This window comes from Protofrankia sp. BMG5.30, from assembly GCF_001983005.1.
GTDB lineage: Bacteria > Actinomycetota > Actinomycetes > Frankiales > Frankiaceae > Protofrankia > Protofrankia coriariae.
Genome location: NZ_MOME01000004.1, coordinates 267,737 through 285,296, shown reverse-complemented (window position 1 = coordinate 285,296; position 17,560 = coordinate 267,737). Strand labels below are relative to the sequence as shown.

Sequence of the window (17,560 nt, the reverse complement as noted above, 5' to 3'; positions counted from 1 at the left end):
CCACGCCGGTCGAAGTGACGCAGGTCGCGCGGGAACGCCTCGACACCGGAGGTAGAGTGATCTTACCCAATTTACCAGGAGTGCCCGCGACACCGAATACAGAAACACATTCTGACCGGTTCCAGCCGTCGTCACGATCGGTGCTGTCCGACTGAGCTGGCGGCTGTGCCGGCCACCGAACAGGAAAGGACGGTATCGGTGGATCAGGTGAGGATCGGCATTCTTGGCGCCGCTCGGATCGCCCCGACGGCCATCATGAAACCCGCGGCACGACTGCCGACTGTCGCGGTGGTCGCGGTGGCGGACCGCGATACCGAGCGGGCCGACCGGTTCGCCGAAAAATACGCGGTCCCGGTGGCACACGAATCATACGACGCGCTGCTCGACGATCCCGACGTCGACGCGGTGTACAACCCGCTGCCCAACGCCCTGCACGCGCAGTGGACCCTGCGCGCGATCGAGGCCGGGAAGCACGTGCTGTGCGAGAAACCATTCACCGCCAACGAGGTCGAGGCGCGTGCCGTTGCCGAGGCGGCGGCGTCCGCCGGCGTCGTCGTCACCGAGGCCTTTCACTACCGGTATCACCCGCTGGCGGAGCGTATTCACAAGATCGTGCGGGACGGCAGCATCGGCACGGTGCGCTCGATCCGCACCTGGATGTGTATTCCCTGGCCGCTTTTCGACGACGAGATCCGCTACAGTTACGAGCTCGGYGGCGGTGCCATGATGGATACCGGATGTTATGCCGTCCACTGTATGCGGCTGCTCGGCGCGGGCGAACCGAAGGTCGTGTCGGCGCGCGCCCTGCTGCATGCGCCGCGCATCGACCGCGCCATGACCGCGGAGTTCAGCTTCCCCGACGGCTCGACCGGACGGATCGACTGCTCGCTGTGGTCCCGACGCTTCCTGCGGATCGCCGCCCACGTCACCGGGGACCGCGGCGAGCTGCGGGTCGCCAACTTCGTCCGCCCACATGTTTTCAACCAGATTCGTTGGACAACGCAGGGGCGTACCCGCTGGGAAACGGTTCGTGGGGAAACAACGTTCGACGCCCAGCTGCGTGCTTTCGCCCGCGCGGTGCTGTACGGCGAACCGACACTGACACCGGCCGAGGACGCGGTCGTCACCATGCGCCTCATCGACGATGTCTACCGCACGGCGGGCCTTCCCCCACGCGGGCTCGCCGGCTGACCAGATCGCACGGAAACCACCCCGGCCATCCCCGGCGGCCGGGAGCGGGGACGTCGGAAACACATCGGGAACGCGTCAGGAGCACATCGGCGTCGATGTCAGGAAAGCGAGGGCGGCCGGCACCGGTTATATCGCTGGTGCCGGTGGCACAGTGATTATCTGTATCGCCCGTGCTCACCCCGCTGCCCGTGTTGACGGATCACCTGGATCGCCTGCCGGGATCAGGCCGGCGGGTCGACGCGCGGTGGCCGGCCGCCGCTGCCGGGCGGTGCCAGCGGCCGACCAGCGGACGCGGCCGAACCAGCCGTGGCCGAACCGGACGTGGCTGGTCTGGTCTCGGTCGGGCCTGACGTGCTCGGGCTGGACGTGACCAGCGCCGCCAGGTCGTCGGGGGTGTCGATGTCGTAGGGGGAGCCGGTGTCGTCACAGGGCACCATGACGACCCGGTCCGGATTGGTCCGTAGCCAGGCCCGTGCCCCGACATCACCGTGAGCCAGGGCGGACACCTCGGCCCACACCGTTCTGTGCAGCAGGACCGGGTTGCGCGGTTGCCCGCCGTAGCTGGCGACCGCCGCGACGGCGCCGGCGGCGTGGGCCGCGAGCAGCCGGCACACCGCCTCGGCGCCGATCAGCGGCTGGTCGGCCAGCGCGACCACGACCGCCTCGACGCCAGCGTGTCCCGCTGGCCGCTGCCCGCTGTTCCAGCTCTCGCTGTTGCGGCCCCGGCTGTCCTTCCGGCCCCGGCTGTTGCGGCCCCCCTTGGCAGGAGTAGCGGGGCTTCCTTCGTCGGCGGCAAATGCCGTGAGCCCGCGACGCAGCGACGCGCTCATCCCCACCGCCCAGTCAGGTGCCAGGACGACCTGCTCCTCGGGTAGGCCGGTGGATCTGATCACGTCGCTCGCCCGCGCGCCGAGAACCACAAGCACCGGAGCGCATCCACCGTCGGTGAGCATCCGGACGCATCGCTGGACCAGTGGTTCACCACTCAGGGTGACCAGAGCTTTTGGAACGCCGAAGCGACGTCCGGCGCCGGCAGCGAGGACGAGCCCGCCGACGGTACTCGTTGTGACTGTCATCGGCCGCTCCACGTGCTTGCCGATCCAGGGCAGGGCGGGCGTCCACGCCGTCCAGGTCCAGGTCCAGGACCAGAACCAGAACCAAGATCAGGMTGGGACAGGGACGGGTGGCGCCTGCCGGAAGCACCGCGTCCGGTCATCACTGTAACGGGCTGGGCAGGCGAAGTTGGCAATAGAGTTCTATGAATACATGAATAATAATCACAACAAAAATATGAACCGACGCAAAAAGTGATCTGGTCTGCGAGCTCACATTTTCTTGGTCGATGGTTCGCCATACAATCCGGAACGGTGAAACGGTCAATTGCCGACGGCGTTCCACGGGCCATCCGGACGCAGCCAGGGGAGGAAAAAACACGCCMGCCGCACGGGGGGCCGCCCCAGCCGCCCGTATCACCACCTGGCGGCGAGCGCGGTGACGACAGCACCGTCGCCTACCGTCCGATCGTGACGGCTCATGACCTCTGCGTAAAAGCATTCAGCGCGACCCGGCTGCGGCCCGGCTACAGCATGGTCGGTGTCGACGCCCTTCTCGACTGGGCCGCCGCCGAGCTGCGCCGGCTGCACGCCATCGTTCGCGTTGTCGAGAGCGGCGGGACGCCGGAGCCGGCCGAGCTCGTCCCGAGAATAACGCCGACGGAGATCAGGTCGACGAGGTTCAATACGACCAGATTTTTCAGCGGATATCACGAGAGTGAGGTCGGCGACTTCCTCCGGATCGTCGAGCGTGAGTTCGCCAATCTGCACAGGTTCTTCTCCGCGGTGTCCGCCGCCGCCTCGGCGGGCACTTCCTGCGATGATGACCGCTGGGCCRCAGCCCGGCATCGTGGCGGTCCCGGTTCGTTCCATCCCGGTACCACCGGCACGGAGGTGACGGCGAAAACCTTCACGAGAACGCGGTTCCGCGCCGGCTACGACACCGCCCAGGTCGACGCCTTTCTCGGCAGGGTGGGCCGGGAGTTGGACCGCCTGCAGGCGATGGCGGAGTCGGCGCGAGACGGCCACCCGGCGGATACCGCTTCCGTCACGGCAGACCTCACCCCACAGGACATCGTCAACGCCAGGTTCGACTCCACCTGGCTGACGGGTGGATACAGCGAGTACGAGGTCGACGACTTCCTCGACTTCCTCGAGCACGAACTCGCCCGTATCCAGACCTACCTGTCCTGACCGTCTCCTCTCCTCCCCCGAACCCCGATCAGGTGTCGCCAGATCAGGAGAACGAGGGAGCAAGTGGTCGCCAGGGCAGCCGTTTCCGTACTCGATCCCTTGAGCGAGCGGGGACGGGCGCGTAGGGCGTGTCCGACGGATTCTGATGGATGTTCGATCGCGCGGGCGGCGTCCAGGGGTTGGCGCCGGGGCGAGGTTGGCGCCGCCAGGTACGGCTACTGCCAGCTACCGCTTGCGTGCGATGGTCAGGCCGTCCGACACGGCCAGCAGGACGGCCTGTACCCGGTCGTCCACCGCCACCGCCTCGTTGAACGCCTGGATCGCCCGGACGTCCGCGTCCTGGCTCCGCTCGTCGAGTACCTTGCCGTTCTGGAGCACGTTGTCGACGAGGATCAGCCCGCCCGGGCGCAGTCGCGGCACCAGCAGGTCGTAGTAGATCGGGTACGAGGTCTTGTCCGCGTCGATGAGTGCGATGTCGTAGACGGGCTCGGCGGGCAGCGCGGCGATCGTGTCCGCGGCCGGGCCGAGCCGCAGTTCGATCCGGCCGTCCAGGCCGGCGCGCTTCCAGTAGTGACGCGCCAGCGACGTCCACTCCTCGCTCACGTCGCAGCAGAGCAGATGACCGTCATCGGGCAGGCCAYGGGCGATGCAGATCGACGAGTATCCGGTGAACGTACCGACTTCGATCGCTCGGCGTGCGCCGGTGCTCGCGGTCAGTATCGTCAGCAGGGCACCGAGTTCGGCGCCGATCTGCATGACGGAGCGTTCCCCGAACTTCTGTCGTGTCTCCGCGAAGAGATCGATCAGCAGTTCGTCCGGCGGTGAGCAGCGCGCCGCGAGATAGGGGTATATGCCGTGCGCCAGAACGGGCGACTGCGCGGTCGGGTCCAGAGCGGACATGCGGCTCAGGCTACCGGCACGTTCCAGTCTCCCGTCTGGTGGGTTACGCACCGTCCGGCGKGTTGTGCCTGTCCGGTGGGCCCCGCCTCGAGTCATGTCCGTTGAATCGCCGATCGCGCGGATCGCCGATCGTGCGGGCAGCACCCGATTTTTATGGGTCGTGTCTGACGTGCGCCGGACGGACACGGCCATCTGCCGGGTGGTCGAGCGTTCCGGCCCGCGGTGGGCGCCGCGCGGATGGTGTTGGTGTCGTCAGGGTGCCGGCGGGGCATTTCACAGGTTGTGAGGACGAACGACCCGGTGCCGACGCCGGCACCGACCATGGCACCGGCACCGGCACCGGTAGCCGCAGCGGCACCGCCTCCAGGCCCGGCGCCGGAGGCGGCGTGGGCGGCCGACCGTACCGCCGCGGAACTCGACGCGGACACGGTCCACGCCGTCGGGAAGATCAGCGAGGCGCTGGAGTGGGTGGAGCGGGCCCGGGGGCACCTCTACGCGTTCCACCAGATGTCCGGCCACGCCGATCTCATGCTCGGATCAGCGTTGGAGGAGTTGGACAACGCCGGTCACGGTGAGATCGCCGAACGGCTTCGCAGGGACCTGCTCGGACGCAACGTCCTCGACGGCCGATGGACCTTCCAGGTCATCGAGGAGTATGACGACGGGTACTACCGGGCCTTTGCCGAGTCCGAGCGGATGGTCCGGGACGTTCTGGCCGGTGGCCGCCGGCATGTGTACGAGGCACGGATGAAGGCGTCCGAACGGGAGCGCGCCGGCCGGCCCGCGTTCGGCCCCGGAGCCTGAACGCCACCCGGGCACCACGCGCTGTGAAGTGCCGCTCATCCGCCGTGTCCGGAGAGAGCCGGAGAGGCGCCGAGAGCTCCGGAGGCTGCGTCGTGCCCGGAGAGACACTGTCCGTGTCCGGGAGGCTCGTCCTCGCTCGAGGCGGCTTGTGCGTACGTTCGGCGCCCTGACGGGGCGTGGTCGCCGCCGGTAGCGGTGTCCAGGCGTGAGGGGCCGATCGGCTCGTGCCGTCAAGGTCACCGTGTCCTGGTTTGACAGCGTCCCGCGCGCGGCGGCACCCTTGGGATGCGGCACCTCGTTCGGTGAGGCGTCTGCACGGACACAGGCCACTGACCCCGAACGTCGAGAGACGCCCCGGGTCAGGACAGCTCTCCCCGGGCTAAGGGGTGGGCCCAGGTGGCTTCCTGGTTGGGATTACGCCGTGCAGTGCCAAAGCTCTGACGAGGAGGGGTGCTCCGCACGTGGGGGTGGGTTCTGGCCTGGCTCTCGTTCGTGCGATCACTCTGTGTGGATGCGGTCTGCGCCTGCGGGCGCCCGGCTGTGAAGGAGGTGGCGGGATGAGTCCCGGTCATAGTCGCTGTCTGTCCTGGACTGGCTCGGCGACCCCCGCCGCCTGAGCCTGGTCACTCCGGTGTGAAAACATCGCCGCCGGCCTTTTGTCAGAAAGGGCCGACGGTCCCAGCCCTGCCTCGCCGGGCGGCTCGTGGTCGTTGTGTCGTGTCTGACGCGCTGAACACGGGCGGGCGCTCGTTATGAGCTCCCACGAGCACGGCGTCGCGGTGGTCTGGAATCAAGGCCTGACCCAAGGGTTGTGTCAGCAGATGCGCGGGATCGCGTAGCGGGCTTTCACGCACCAGCCGGTTGGCCGTTGTGGCGGTGCGCTCGGACCTTGTCCACGCCCGGCTATGGCTGCGTTCGTCCATGGTCGGCCTGCTGTGTGCCACCCGGCGACACGTCCACACAGCGATGCGCAAGGCCCGGTCACCGCCTCGGCGAGGTGCGAGCGAGCGTCCAGGGGGAGCTACCAGCCCGCTCCCGGTTCCAGACCGCTGTCTGCTGGCAGATCCGCAAGCCATTCGAGGAGCTGGCGTGATGACGGTGATGGAGAACGTGTTCTACTCCGAGGGCCGGCGCTTTGTGCGACCGGACTCGCTGGCCGAGACCTACCAGCTTCTGYACGGACGTCGTGACGAGCGCAAGCAGGATCTCGCCTGGATCGGGCTGGTCCGCCCGGACCAGCGTGAGATCGCCTCGATCGCCCGGGAGTTCGAACTGCACGAACTCGCCGTCGAAGACGCCGTGCAGGCGCATCAGCGCTCCAAGCTGGAGCGGTACGGAAAGACCCTCTTCGTGGTTCTGCTGGCGGCTTCCTACAACGATACCCGGGAGGAGGTCGAATTCTCCGAGCTGCACGTCTTCGTCGGGGATGACTTCGTCATCACGGTACGTCATGGTGACGCGCCGGACCTGCGACGGGTACGCCACCGGATGGAATCCGAGCCGGACCTGCTGGCCCGAGGCCCCGAGGCGGTGYTGTACGCCATCCTCGACCGGGTCGTCGACGACTACGCACCTGTTGTCGCCGGGCTGGAGAACGACATCGACGAGATCGAGACCGAGGTTTTCCGGGGCGACCCGGAGGTGAGCCGGCGTATCTACGAGCTCTCCCGCGAGGTCATCGAGTTCCAGCGGGCGACCAAGCCCCTGCTCGGCATGCTGGACGCTCTGGCGTCGGGTTTCGTGAAATACGGTGTGGACGCCGGGCTGCAGCAGTACCTGCGGGACGTCAGCGACCACGTCGTCCAGGTCGTGGAGCGGATCGAGGGTTTCCGCCAGCTCCTGCAGAACATTCTCACGGCCAACGCAGCCCTGGTCGGGCAGCGGCAGAACGAGGAAATGAAGATCCYGACCGAGACGAGCATCGCGCAGAACGAGGAGGTCAAGAAGATATCCGCATGGGCGGCGATCCTGTTCGCGCCCACCCTGGTGGGCACCGTGTACGGGATGAACTTCGAGACCATGCCGGAGCTGCAGTGGGTGTACGGTTATCCGTTCGCGATCGGGCTCATGGGGCTGGTGTCCGCCATGCTCTATGTCGTCTTCCGCAGCCGCCGCTGGCTCTGACCCGGGACAGGTCGGCCCTCCGGTGGCGCGATCATATTTTTCGCGCGCCACCGGAGGACCGGCCTGTCCGTTCGCGTCCATCGCCCGGCCGGTTTTCCGGGCCACGCGGCAGAACACGGTACACAGGTCGCTGTTATGCGTATATGAGGGTGGTGTACAGACGGCATTACAGAAGGTTGTTGCGGGCGTTCAGCTCGGTCCGTGGACCGGGCCCGGTCGCCACGGGCCGCGCGACGGTGGCTCGGCATCAGGGCCGTAGCCGTCGGCCCACACCGTCCGGCAGTGTGGGCAGTCGCCGGACGTACTGGACGTACCGGGCCGCGGGCCTTTCGGYGGGTCGCCCGGGCCGCGCCGGCGGCGGGGCCGACGGTGTCGCGGGCAGTCCAGCGTCAGCAGTGGCACGACAGGTTCAATCATCTTTGATCGGTAACCTTCCCGTTCCGTCGCAGGATGCGCAGTTCAGTTTCTTGGTCTCATTGAACGCACCGTCCTCGTCCGTTCCGCCGATGTCCCTGAGTACCTTTCCCGTGCCGCCGCACAGTCCACAGCTCCGCCAGGTCGGGTTGCCACGCCGGGTGTCCTGCCGCTGCCGTTGGCCCTTGTCCATACGGTCGCGGTCTTCGCCAGCGTCATCGTCCCGCCGCCGCAGAAATCCCATACCATCCTCCTTCTCATCGTCGCACCAGCATGCCGAGTGAGTCACGGACGGACTGGCTGTCCCAACGACAGACCACAAAGTGGCCCAGACGCGGGAAAAGAGATGGGGCGCGAAAGGCCGTGGAGTTCCGATATGGCACACGAGGATCATCACAAGCATATGGAGGAATATAGGAATGGTTGATTGTCTGAAGGATTCATGGGCGCCTCTGGGTTGATCTGGCCGGCGAGTTCGCCTTCACCCCGGCCGAGCGGGCGGAGGACATATCTGGGACCATCTCTGGGACGCAGCGGCTGATCGCCGAGGCACGGGCCTTCCGGCTGGCGGAGGTGCGCCGGCGCCGGCACGCCACCCAAATCGAGGCGACGAAGGCGACGGGTGTGACGCAGGCTCGGGTGTCCCGCATCGAGAGGGGCACCTGGAGCGCAGCGGGGTGGATACCCTCGCGGCCTACGTACAGGCGCTTGGCGGCAAGCTGAGGATCGCTGCTGATTTTGGTGATGAGTCGTGCGGGCCCGGATAGGGCGGGGGACGCCACGGGGAATTTGGGGGCCGTCCCACGAGCGTGGGAGCGGGCTGGCCGGGCAGCGGCCGACGGGACCGGCGAGCCTGGGCCGGTCGACAGGACCGGGYACGCCTCTGGGAAGGGGAAGCAGGCGGGTGAGGTGGCGCAGAGGGGTGACGCCGTGGGTGTCACCGGCGCGGGCTGTGACATCCTGGAACGGCACCCGGCGGGCACATGGCGGGCAGACTCCGGTGAACCGGAMGTAGCCTGACAGCGTTTCCACGGGTCGGGAGGGCTCGCCTAGTGGCCGATGGCGGCGGTCTTGAAAACCGCTAGGGCGTCCTGCGTCCTCGTGGGTTCGAATCCCACGCCCTCCGCTCCACCCGCAGTTGGTCCCGGGCCGCAGGTCGCGGCTATGCGGTCGTGTGCGCTTTGGTCCTGGCTGGTGAGGCACGTCGCATGGATCTTGAATTAGGACGTGGATGCCGCGTCCACCCAGCCCGTTCGGCGACCTGGGTGGTGCTGCCATCGATCCTCGCTGGCGCGGAGGAGATCGACGCGGATCCCGGGACCAAGCGGGATGTCGACTGCTACGGCGGGGCCGGATTCGACGCGCTCCTCGCCTTGCTGGCCGTGGAGCTGCACACACGGGTGAGCTGTCAACCATCCGACATAGAGCGGCGCGTCTGCTGTGCGTGCCGCCTCGGGATCATGTGGTCGTCCCGTTCATCCTGTCGGACCTCAGGGCCCTCAGGCTGGCCCTGGGATAAGCGTGATCCGGAACGGACGGTCTGGCGGCCAGGGGTGCTGTCGGGCCGGGCTCTGGGCGGAGAGCGACCTGGAGCTGCCCGGAATGGACACGTCCTGGCTGGTGGGTGACGGCGGGTGACAGGCGACGTTGCCTGCCCCCTTGTGGAGCATTCTCCGCTGTCTGCCCTGGTCGCGCACGGACAGTCGGTCGTTTCGACGTCCACGACAGCAGGCGGTAGTTGTTTTTAAATTGTGATTTTGGAGTTCTAGTGATGATTTTTTATAGTGCCATAAGCGATAAAGGCGCCTGTCGATCATCCCGGTCGCGTGCTTCGGCGGACTGAAAAGATCGCGAGCCTCGTGTTGAAAGATCGAGATCGTCGCGCCGGCAGGCCGCTGCGTCCACGGCGTCATACGGCCGGTGGGTTGCGGCGCCGTCTGGCCTCTGGGTCGTGGCGTGGAGACGGCGGACGGACGAGTTGGCTGGACGAGTTGGCTGGACGAGGGCAGCCGACGGGCCGAGGGAGAGGGCTGGCGGGGCGAGATGGCCACGGGGTCCGAGGGCCTTCTTCTGGGATATGGCCAGGGCGCTGTGCGGGCCCGGCGCGCGGCATCGTGGCGAGGGCGTCGGCGAGGCGATCTACCGGGTGGGCGGCCGGGACGGCCGTGCTGCCCGTGGATGCCTGTCGGGATCCCTGCAGGGGCGGCCGGGGGCCGATCTCCAAATTTTACGGTTCGTAAAATTATCCTGTGATCAGGAACACAGAGAAGGGAGCGCGGCGGAGGGTGTGAAGAGGCCGCCTCTGGACGCTGCGTAGTTCCATGATGGCTTCGCCGCGTTGTGGCCGTCGGTGTTGTGGTAGATATCACTGTAGTTCATTGATGTGATCTTTACGAGTGTTCGGTGGATGTTGTTGCAATCGCACATTGCCAGGGTTCGGCGTCATTGCTGTAAGCCGGGCACGTTTTCCGTGGGAATAGCCTGGAGGCCGCCACGGGGGTGGATCCGGCGGGCGCCGGTCCGTCCAGGCGATCATCGGACGTGCGTCCGCCGGTGCCCGCATGGCGCGGAAACAGCAGATGGTGGGCATGGTGCCCGCCCGCGGCGAGGGCGTCGGCGTCCATACTGACGATCTTGATGTCGCAGGGCGGGTGCGTCTCCGCCCGGTGACGTGACGCCCCTCACGGCGGTGCGAAACCGGCCACCGACTGCCGTCCGGCGGATCATCGGACGGCAGTCGGTGATTTTCTGTGACCATCCCAGCTGAAGCTGCCGATTCAGTGCTGTTCCCGAATCCTTCTTCCGCGAGACCGTCGCGGAACTCGCCGTCGGTTTCCTGGCATCGTCGACAGTGTCAAAGAAATGGAACCGTCGCCTCGGCCGGGCAGCCGCCGCCGCCGACCGTGGCCGTATACAAAACTTTGCCGGCCGTCCGTAGTCTCATCGGCCGTGCTGTTCCCGGTCCCGGTGGGCCGGACCAGTAGAGATATCTCTTCCGAGAACTTGCCGCTCCGAGGGAAGGGCGGTATAAGCGTTCACCCGTCGTGGGTTGAAGCCGGCGGCCCCGTCGTGCGGGCGGGAGCGAGGCGTCCGTTCGGTGCGCGGCCATCGGCCATCTGGATCACGAAGTGGCGACGGGCGGGCCTGCCGCGGGCGCCGCTGCCGAGACTCCTGGAAGACCCTTGGCAGGCGTCGGACGTCGACCCGGCCAAGCCGGGCCGAGTCCTGCCTGACGCGAGCCGGGAAGAGACCGGGAAGAGACCGGGAAGGCGGCTGGTCGTGAGGCGATCGCGCAGGTAGAAGCAGGTATGGGCAGGTAAGTGACAGGTCCGGGCAGGTGCGGGCGGGCGCGGATGGGTGGGGCGCATGGGGCGGGGTCACGAAGCCCGGGCCCTGCCTGCGGCGCCATGTGCTGGGAGCCGCCGCGGGCCTGCGCACCCTCGTTGCCGGCGGCCTCAGATGCTCTTCGCCGACCGGCCATGGGCGCTGCTCACCCGAGGAAATGATCGTGGTGGACGTCTGCGTCGGCGGCGGATCCGGAGATCGACATTTTCGGCTGGCCGCCTTGATCGCCGATTGTCGATCCGGCGGCCCGGCGCCAAAGCTCTATCAGGTTGTCGGCTTAAGTGGTACGGTCGGCATCCTTGGCACTCTGTCTCAGTACTCTGTCCATGCTATCGAGTAAGGATGCGCTCGCCGCTACCTCACGATGTTACGCTCCAGATCTCACCATCGCCGACGCGATTACCCGGTCGCGCCGATAATGCGACTCGCGGTTATTTCAGGGGCCGCCGCCTTCGTGGTCGGCGGGATGGGGTTCATTTCCTTATCGGACACGACTGACACATCACCGGTCGTAGCGGGACCGATCGTGGCGGGCTCCGCGCCGTCCAGCGCTGCCGTCCGCCCGGACACCGGCAGGGAACCCGCCCACGTCGACGATCAGCTGTGGGCGCCGTCGTATCCGGGTCAGGCCTCCCCGTATCCGGCAGGTCCGACAGGCGTCCCGGGCGGCTCCACGGTCGCGGTCAGCGCGCTGACGCCGGGGCAGCCACCGGCGGCCGGCGGTGGCGTCATCACGCCGCGTCTGACGGCAGCTGAGCCCGCCTCCGCACAGGCCCAGGGCGGCGGATCCGCGCCCGCTCCCCCCGCGCCTGTCGCGGGCAGGACCGCGGTGGCTTCTTCACCCGCACCTGCCGCGCCCGCGCCGGCGAAGAACGCCCCTGCCGCGGCGTCCACCCCGAAGCCCACTCCCACGCCGACGCAGCAGGCCGCCCCGCGGCAGAACTCGTGCCCGAGCCTGCTCGGACTGCTGCGGCTCTGCCTCAACGTGTCGCTCGGCTGATCCTCCGCCGTCCGGGTGTCTGATCCGGATGGCGGAGTGATCGTCCAAGCCACGCCGTGTCCCTCGTGTCGCTGCTGCCGTCGCGGCCTGGACGGCACGGGCACGCGGATCGGGTCACAGCCGGTCCACAGAAAGATCTTTTTTGCTTCGGAGCGCATATCCTGGCAGGTATGCGGCAAGGTGTTCGGAAGCGCCCACTTCGTGTCGACGGATCGGATGGGCCGATCGCCCGGGCGCGGGCCGCCCGCTGACAGCCGCCGACGCCCTGACGCTGATCGTCTGCGGCGTACTGGCCGGGATCACCTCGACCGTGGCCGGGCTGGCCTCCGTCGTCTCCTACCCGACACTGTTGTGGTTCGGGCTGCCGGCGGTGCAGGCCAACGTCACCAACACGGTTTCTCTGGTCTTCGTGGCGGTCGGCGCGGCCATCGGGTCGCGCTCGGAGCTGGCGGGGCAGTACTGGCGGCTGATGCGGATGGGCCCCGTGAGTCTCGCGGGTGGGGTCACGGGGGCGCTGCTCCTGCTGGCGAGCCCGGCCGGCGCCTTCGAGGCAGTGGTGCCCTGGCTGGTGGCCGGCGCCGGTGTGCTGGTGCTGTGTCGGCACCGGTTGATGAGCTCGGTCGGAGGCGGAGGCCTGCTGGATGAGCGGGGGCYGCCGCTGGCCGTCGCGTTGTTCGTCTCCACGGTCTACACCGGCTATTTCGGCGCCGGCGGTGGGATCATCCTCTTTGCGGTGCTTGGTGCTGCCATACCCGAACCGCTCCCGCGGGTCAACGCGATGAAGAACGTGCTCCTGGGGATGCCGAACGGGGTCGCCGCGGCGGCCTTCACGGGCTTCGGACCGGTGTACTGGCCGGCTGTGCCGCCCCTGGCCTGCGGCCTGCTCATAGGCGGCGCGCTCGGCCCGGCGATCGTACGGCGGCTGCGGGTGGGAGCGCTGCGGCTGCTGATCGGTGTCGCGGCCATCGGGTTCGCGGTGAAGTTCGCCGTGGACGCCTACCTGTGACGTCCTCGGGAGCGACGTCCCCGGGACCGTGCCCGGAGCGTCGTCTCATCGGCGGCGGAGAAACAGCGGCGGGCCGCGCCTGGAGACCACTGGCGTTCTCCTCGCCGCCAGCGTCACCAGCGTCACCAGCGCCACCGGGTCCCTTTCATACTTTTTGGGCTGTACTTGATCATATGCCGGCTGTATGTGATTTAACTGGCTTTTGTCGGGGTCGCCTGCTCGTACGGAGGCGCCCGGCGGGGCGTGTTGAGTCTCGTTGCCACGCTCATAGGAAAAGGTTGCGCCGTGGTTGGCCCATTCTGGGACAGGATGACCGGGTGCCGATCCGACGCCAGACTCCGTCAGGCCGCACGCCACGACGTGCCCAGCCGATGTTGCCGTTGCCGGTCCGTAACGCCGGCCAGCCGATCAGGAAGGGCGACACGCCTGTGACGGCGACCTGTGGTGGCTGCAGCGCCCAGTGGAGCGACCCGGAGACCACGCACTGCCGGGTCTGCCATGCGACCTGGCAGAACGTGCAGGGTTTCGACGCCCATCTGGCGGACTGCCAGCCGCGCCTGGCCACCCGCTCCGGTCGTGGTGGCCGGAGGTAGGCACCTTTTCCCAACGGAGGACAGCCGCTCGTTGGGGTGGGTGACACGGAACGGAGGATGGCCGGATGCCCTCACGGGGGCTCTGTCCGTCCGTTCAGGGGTTGTCGGGCTCGGACCCCCGCCGGGCCGGGCCTGGAGCAGCCGGGAACGCGGCCCGAGGTCTCAGTCCGGAGGCTCGGGAAGGGGGCCGACCCGTTGGGCGCCGATGGCGAAGCCGGCGAGATCGATACTGGTGTCCGTCTTGGGAGCGAACGAGCGGTCGCCACCGCCGTACACGACGGAGAATATGATGCMGCCGATGCGAAGCCGGTCAGAAATACGTGGGTTGTACCTGTGTTCTTTGTGTACTTCCTGGTTGTTGATCCAGACGGCGAGGAGTTCCTGGGAAAACTTATCGGAGCTCATGCGGACGCCATGTTCGACGCAAATCCATTTACCGGGCTCCCACATCCACTTCTTCTTACCGACCATGGTGATGGGGTTGTCCGGACGGGCGGTGTTCGAATAGATTAGTCCTTCACCTTCTTTACGCCAGGCGAACCGGCTGGCGTAACCATCCTGGTAGTCGTTGGTGCGTTCCTTGGACGCTGGCTTGTACAGGACCCCGAAGAGCCCGGGGAGCTTTCCTCCTTTATTGAAATCGAACTTCTCCGGAAATCGCAAATAATAACGCAGGTATAGCTCTTCCGTCGGCTGGTCCTCCCTGGACAGGAAGAGTTGGGTGCCGCCGTATGTGTCGCCGTCGCGATAAACCGAATTCTCCGTGTTGATTGTGTCCGTTGACAGCGAAACTCTTACCATCTTGGGAAAATGTGGATTGTCGGATGGCAGTATCTGTGCCCGATCCAACCCGAACGCCGCGTACTGTTCCGGAATGAAACCCTTTCCGAAGAAGTCCGCGGCCCCGTTTGCCAGAGTCGGCGGCGGCCCGGTCGTGGGAGGAGGGGTGACCGCGTCGGCATCCGGCGGAAGCACCTCGCTGGCCGGGTCGAAGGTGTTGTCGGGCCGGGAACAGCCTGYCGCCGCCGCACCCAGCAGACCGAGGGCTGACCCCAGCACGGCCCGCCGGGTCCGGGCCGGCCGGCCCGGAAGAATGATCCCGTCATCGGTGGGCCGGGAGGGCTGCGAACCAGGGACTCTGGGCAGGTACAATCCGTTTCTGTCGTTCATCCACCGACTCCCGCTCGTGCGCCGCTGGGCTGGGGGGTGATCTCAAGAATTCTCCGGGTCACGATACACTGTCCGCTCGGAGGCATATCGGTGGGTCACTGTGGCCGTCGGCTGTTGTGGTCCTTTTGGGGCCGGGTCCATTGGGTGCCGAGCCCCGATCTTTATCCGGGGATCGTGCGCCTGCCGTCGTCCGCGTTTTCCGGCGGAAAATCTGTCGCCGTCCCGGCCAGTAATTGTCCGTATCGTTTCGCTTGCCAGGTGGGTGGTCCCGGCGCGAACGGTGGCCGGGGTGAACGACGGCGACACGACGACGGCGTGCTGCTACTTTCCGCGTTGAATGCAGCGCGGCCGGGGCCCGGGTGGCCCACCCGCTGCCGGCCGGTCGATGACGGTCATGGACAGGAACGGGCGGGAGTGGGCGGGGCCGGGCGGACGCCCGGGGACCGCTGATCGCGGGAGAGCGGGTATGACGGTTTGCGGGCTGCTGCGCCTGGACGATGCCCCGGTGCGGCGTTCGGTCCTCACGGCGATGCTCGCCTCGTCGTCGGTGGGCCTGCCGCCGGCGCGGGGCGTGCACCTCGACGGGCCGTTCGGCGTGGTGACGGCCTCGGGGTTCCCCGGTGACCCGACACCACCGATCGCGGTGGACGCGGAGGGGTTGGTCGTCGTCCTCGACGGCTGCCCCGGACGGCGGCGGCGGGGTGGGAGCGGCCCGATCTCACCGCGTGGCGGTGCCCCGGCTGTCCTGCCCGCGCAACCGTCGGCCGGCCCGCAGGCGCACCTGTCGGCCGGTGCGTCAGCCGGCCCGTACGCGCAACCCGCGGCCGGTGTGTCAGATGACCGGCCCGCGGCTCCTGCCTGCGCGGGCTCCACCGACGCCTGCCTGCTCGCGGCCGCCTACCGCAGGGACGGCGAACGTTGTCTCGGGCCGCTGGGCGGGGACTGGGTCGCGCTGATCTGGGAGCCGGACCGCCGGCAGCTTGTGTGCGCCCGTACCGGCGACCCGGGGCAGGACCTGCTCACCTGGTCGGACGGGCGCGTTTTCGCGTTCGGGACGGAACTGGCGCAGCTTCGTGCCGCGGGGATGCCGACGACGGCGGCGGGCCGCCCGCGTCCCGGTCGCAGGCTGGGGCGGGTCAGCTGGCTCGGCCCTGACGAACGGCTTGCGGTCCGCCTGCCCGGGGCGGTGACGGACCACCCCGCCGTGCCGGCCGGGCGGAGCGCGGTAGCGATCAGCCGGAGCGTCATGTCCACCCGGTCGTGGCGCTCCGGCTGATGCTGTTGGTTCGCCGACTTGTCAGGGACGGCCGAGCGCGTGGTACGTCCAGCCCGCGGCACGCCACTGGGCCGGGTTGAGGGTGTTGCGACCGTCAATGATGGTGCGGGCCGCGACAACCGCGGTCAGTGCGTTCGGGGCGAGCTCGCGGAATTCTGTCCATTCTGTGAGATGTAGCACAATATGCGCCCCGGTCGCGGCGTCGACGGCGTTGTCGGCGTAGATGATCTCCGGGTAGGCGCGCTGGGCGTTCGGGATGGCGGCCGGGTCGTAGACGGCGACCGTGGCACCGGCCTTGCGCAGGGTGTCGGCCACCGCGAGGGCGGGGGAGTCCCGGATGTCGTCGGAGTTGGGTTTGAACGCCGCGCCGAGCACGGCGACCTTCTTCCCGGTGACGTCGCCGCCGAGCGCCTCGGTGGCGAGGGTGACGGTGCGGGTGCGGCGCCGGAGGTTGATGGCGTCCACCTCGGCCAGGAAGGCCACGGCCTGGCCGGCGCCGAGCTCGGTCGCGCGGGCCTGGAAGGCGCGGATGTCCTTGGGCAGGCAGCCACCGCCGAAGCCGAGGCCGGCGTGCAGGAAGCGGCCGCCGATCCGGGTGTCGTACGAGATGGCCTTGGACAGGTGGGTGACGTCGGCCCCGGTGACCTCGCAGACCTCGGCCATCGCGTTGATGAAGGAGATCTTGGTGGCGAGGAAGGCGTTCGCGGCCACCTTGACCAGTTCCGCGGTGGGGTAGTCGACGGTGACGACGGGCGTGCCGGCGGCGATCACCGACGCGTAGACGCGGTGCAGCGTCGCCTCGGCGTTGCCGCCGGGCGCGACGCCGAACACGAGCCGGTCGGGGCGCAGGGTGTCGTCGACGGCGAAGCCCTCCCGCAGGAACTCCGGGTTCCAGGCGAGCTCGACCCCGGGTGCCTGCTCGGACAGCCAGGCGGCGAGGCGGGCCGCCGTCCCGGCCGGGACCGTGGACTTGCCCACGACCAGCGAGCCCGGCCGCAACCCACCCGCGATCAGTCCGCTGACCGCGGCGTCGACGTAGCGCATGTCCGCGGAGTTCGACTCGGGATGCTGGGGCGTCCCGACGCAGACGAAGTGGACGTCCGCCGCACTGGCGGCGTCCGCCAGCGATGTCGTGAAGGACAGGCGGCCGGACTCCAGGTTCTTGCGAAGCAGTTCCTCCAGGCCGGGCTCGAAGAAGGGCACCTCGCCGGCGGTGAGCCGCTTGATCTTGCCCGGGTCGACGTCGACACCGATGACCTCGAAGCCCAGTTCGGCCATGCAGACCGCGTGTGTCGCGCCCAGGTAGCCGGTTCCAATGACGGAAATTCTCAATGGATCAACAACTGTTGTTGTTCCCATGTGGTTTGTCAACTCCCAGTTGGCGGTAATCTGACTATGGGCGTTGTGCATTCGACATGATCCGTTAACGTTTGCCGCCACCCGGAGCCATGCGATGCGAAGAAGAGGCATTATGCACGCACCTCGTGATCG

13 protein-coding genes, 1 tRNA gene and 1 riboswitch are annotated in these 17,560 nt (G+C 67.9%); of the genes, 9 read left to right on the top strand and 5 right to left on the bottom strand.

Going from position 1 to position 17,560, the window contains the following annotated elements; translation table 11 throughout:
* The first annotated feature begins 198 nt into the window (after nt 1-198).
* Nucleotides 199-1,191 carry a Gfo/Idh/MocA family protein gene (locus BL254_RS01860; protein WP_076842344.1) on the top strand — a complete coding sequence of 331 codons (993 nt, stop codon included), beginning with the start codon at nt 199-201 and terminating at the stop codon, nt 1,189-1,191.
* Between the two features lie 221 nt (nt 1,192-1,412).
* Here the strand turns inward: BL254_RS01860 and BL254_RS01855 are convergent, their stop codons facing one another.
* The gene (locus tag BL254_RS01855; RefSeq protein WP_083730770.1) at nt 1,413-2,267 is read right to left on the bottom strand and encodes an NTP transferase domain-containing protein; all 855 of its coding nucleotides are present in this window, start codon (nt 2,265-2,267) and stop codon (nt 1,413-1,415) included.
* 447 nt (nt 2,268-2,714) lie between these two features.
* Here BL254_RS01855 and BL254_RS01850 point away from each other — a divergent pair, with 447 nt between their 5' ends.
* The gene (locus BL254_RS01850; RefSeq protein WP_076842322.1) at nt 2,715-3,437 is read left to right on the top strand and encodes a DivIVA domain-containing protein; all 723 of its coding nucleotides are present in this window, start codon (nt 2,715-2,717) and stop codon (nt 3,435-3,437) included.
* A gap of 225 nt (nt 3,438-3,662) precedes the next feature.
* Here the strand turns inward: BL254_RS01850 and BL254_RS01845 are convergent, their stop codons facing one another.
* Nucleotides 3,663-4,337 carry an O-methyltransferase gene (locus BL254_RS01845; protein WP_076842321.1) on the bottom strand — a complete coding sequence of 225 codons (675 nt, stop codon included), beginning with the start codon at nt 4,335-4,337 and terminating at the stop codon, nt 3,663-3,665.
* 300 nt (nt 4,338-4,637) lie between these two features.
* Between BL254_RS01845 and BL254_RS01840 the strand changes: the two genes are divergently transcribed.
* Both BL254_RS01840 and BL254_RS01835 read left to right on the top strand, forming a co-directional pair.
* Nucleotides 4,638-5,141, top strand: a complete 504-nt coding sequence (locus tag BL254_RS01840) for a hypothetical protein (protein ID WP_235433600.1) — start codon at nt 4,638-4,640, stop codon at nt 5,139-5,141.
* 287 nt (nt 5,142-5,428) lie between these two features.
* A riboswitch (M-box (ykoK) riboswitch) is annotated at nt 5,429-5,596 on the top strand.
* A 466-nt stretch (nt 5,597-6,062) separates the two neighbouring features.
* A complete protein-coding gene (locus BL254_RS01835; RefSeq protein ID WP_076842343.1) occupies nt 6,063-7,265 on the top strand; it encodes a CorA family divalent cation transporter in 1,203 nt (400 codons plus the stop codon).
* A gap of 409 nt (nt 7,266-7,674) precedes the next feature.
* On the opposite strand, the gene BL254_RS01830 is transcribed toward BL254_RS01835, so the two are convergent.
* A complete protein-coding gene (locus tag BL254_RS01830; protein ID WP_013872153.1) occupies nt 7,675-7,923 on the bottom strand; it encodes a hypothetical protein in 249 nt (82 codons plus the stop codon).
* A 794-nt stretch (nt 7,924-8,717) separates the two neighbouring features.
* On the opposite strand from BL254_RS01830, the gene BL254_RS01820 reads away from it, so the two are divergent.
* The 4 genes from BL254_RS01820 (at nt 8,718) to BL254_RS27565 (ending at nt 13,623) form a co-directional block, all read left to right on the top strand.
* A tRNA-Ser gene (locus BL254_RS01820) sits at nt 8,718-8,805 on the top strand.
* 2,745 nt (nt 8,806-11,550) lie between these two features.
* Complete coding sequence (locus BL254_RS29055; protein WP_052914700.1) at nt 11,551-12,024, top strand: hypothetical protein; 474 nt, start codon at nt 11,551-11,553, stop codon at nt 12,022-12,024.
* 211 nt (nt 12,025-12,235) lie between these two features.
* Nucleotides 12,236-13,030: a sulfite exporter TauE/SafE family protein gene (locus BL254_RS01810; protein ID WP_256386215.1), complete on the top strand. Its 795-nt coding sequence runs from the start codon at nt 12,236-12,238 to the stop codon at nt 13,028-13,030.
* A 371-nt stretch (nt 13,031-13,401) separates the two neighbouring features.
* Complete coding sequence (locus BL254_RS27565) at nt 13,402-13,623, top strand: hypothetical protein (RefSeq protein WP_139342130.1); 222 nt, start codon at nt 13,402-13,404, stop codon at nt 13,621-13,623.
* Between the two features lie 162 nt (nt 13,624-13,785).
* Here BL254_RS27565 and BL254_RS01800 read toward each other — a convergent pair whose 3' ends face one another.
* Complete coding sequence (locus BL254_RS01800) at nt 13,786-14,793, bottom strand: polysaccharide lyase (RefSeq protein WP_076842320.1); 1,008 nt, start codon at nt 14,791-14,793, stop codon at nt 13,786-13,788.
* A gap of 466 nt (nt 14,794-15,259) precedes the next feature.
* On the opposite strand from BL254_RS01800, the gene BL254_RS01795 reads away from it, so the two are divergent.
* Nucleotides 15,260-16,069 (top strand): hypothetical protein, encoded by an 810-nt coding sequence (locus tag BL254_RS01795; protein ID WP_076842319.1) that lies wholly within the window; start codon nt 15,260-15,262, stop codon nt 16,067-16,069.
* Between the two features lie 21 nt (nt 16,070-16,090).
* Here BL254_RS01795 and BL254_RS01790 read toward each other — a convergent pair whose 3' ends face one another.
* Nucleotides 16,091-17,428, bottom strand: coding sequence for a UDP-glucose/GDP-mannose dehydrogenase family protein (locus tag BL254_RS01790; RefSeq protein ID WP_047223690.1), 1,338 nt, complete (start codon nt 17,426-17,428; stop codon nt 16,091-16,093).
* Nucleotides 17,429-17,560: the final 132 nt, after the last annotated feature.

Coding starts and splice junctions, on each gene's coding strand:
- BL254_RS01855 (WP_083730770.1), bottom strand. CDS start 2,267: ATGACAGTCACAACGAGTACCGTCGGCGGGCTCGTCCTCGCTGCCGGC.
- BL254_RS01830 (WP_013872153.1), bottom strand. CDS start 7,923: ATGGGATTTCTGCGGCGGCGGGACGATGACGCTGGCGAAGACCGCGAC.
- BL254_RS27565 (WP_139342130.1), top strand. CDS start 13,402: ATGTTGCCGTTGCCGGTCCGTAACGCCGGCCAGCCGATCAGGAAGGGC.
- BL254_RS01795 (WP_076842319.1), top strand. CDS start 15,260: ATGACGGTTTGCGGGCTGCTGCGCCTGGACGATGCCCCGGTGCGGCGT.
- BL254_RS01790 (WP_047223690.1), bottom strand. CDS start 17,428: ATGGGAACAACAACAGTTGTTGATCCATTGAGAATTTCCGTCATTGGA.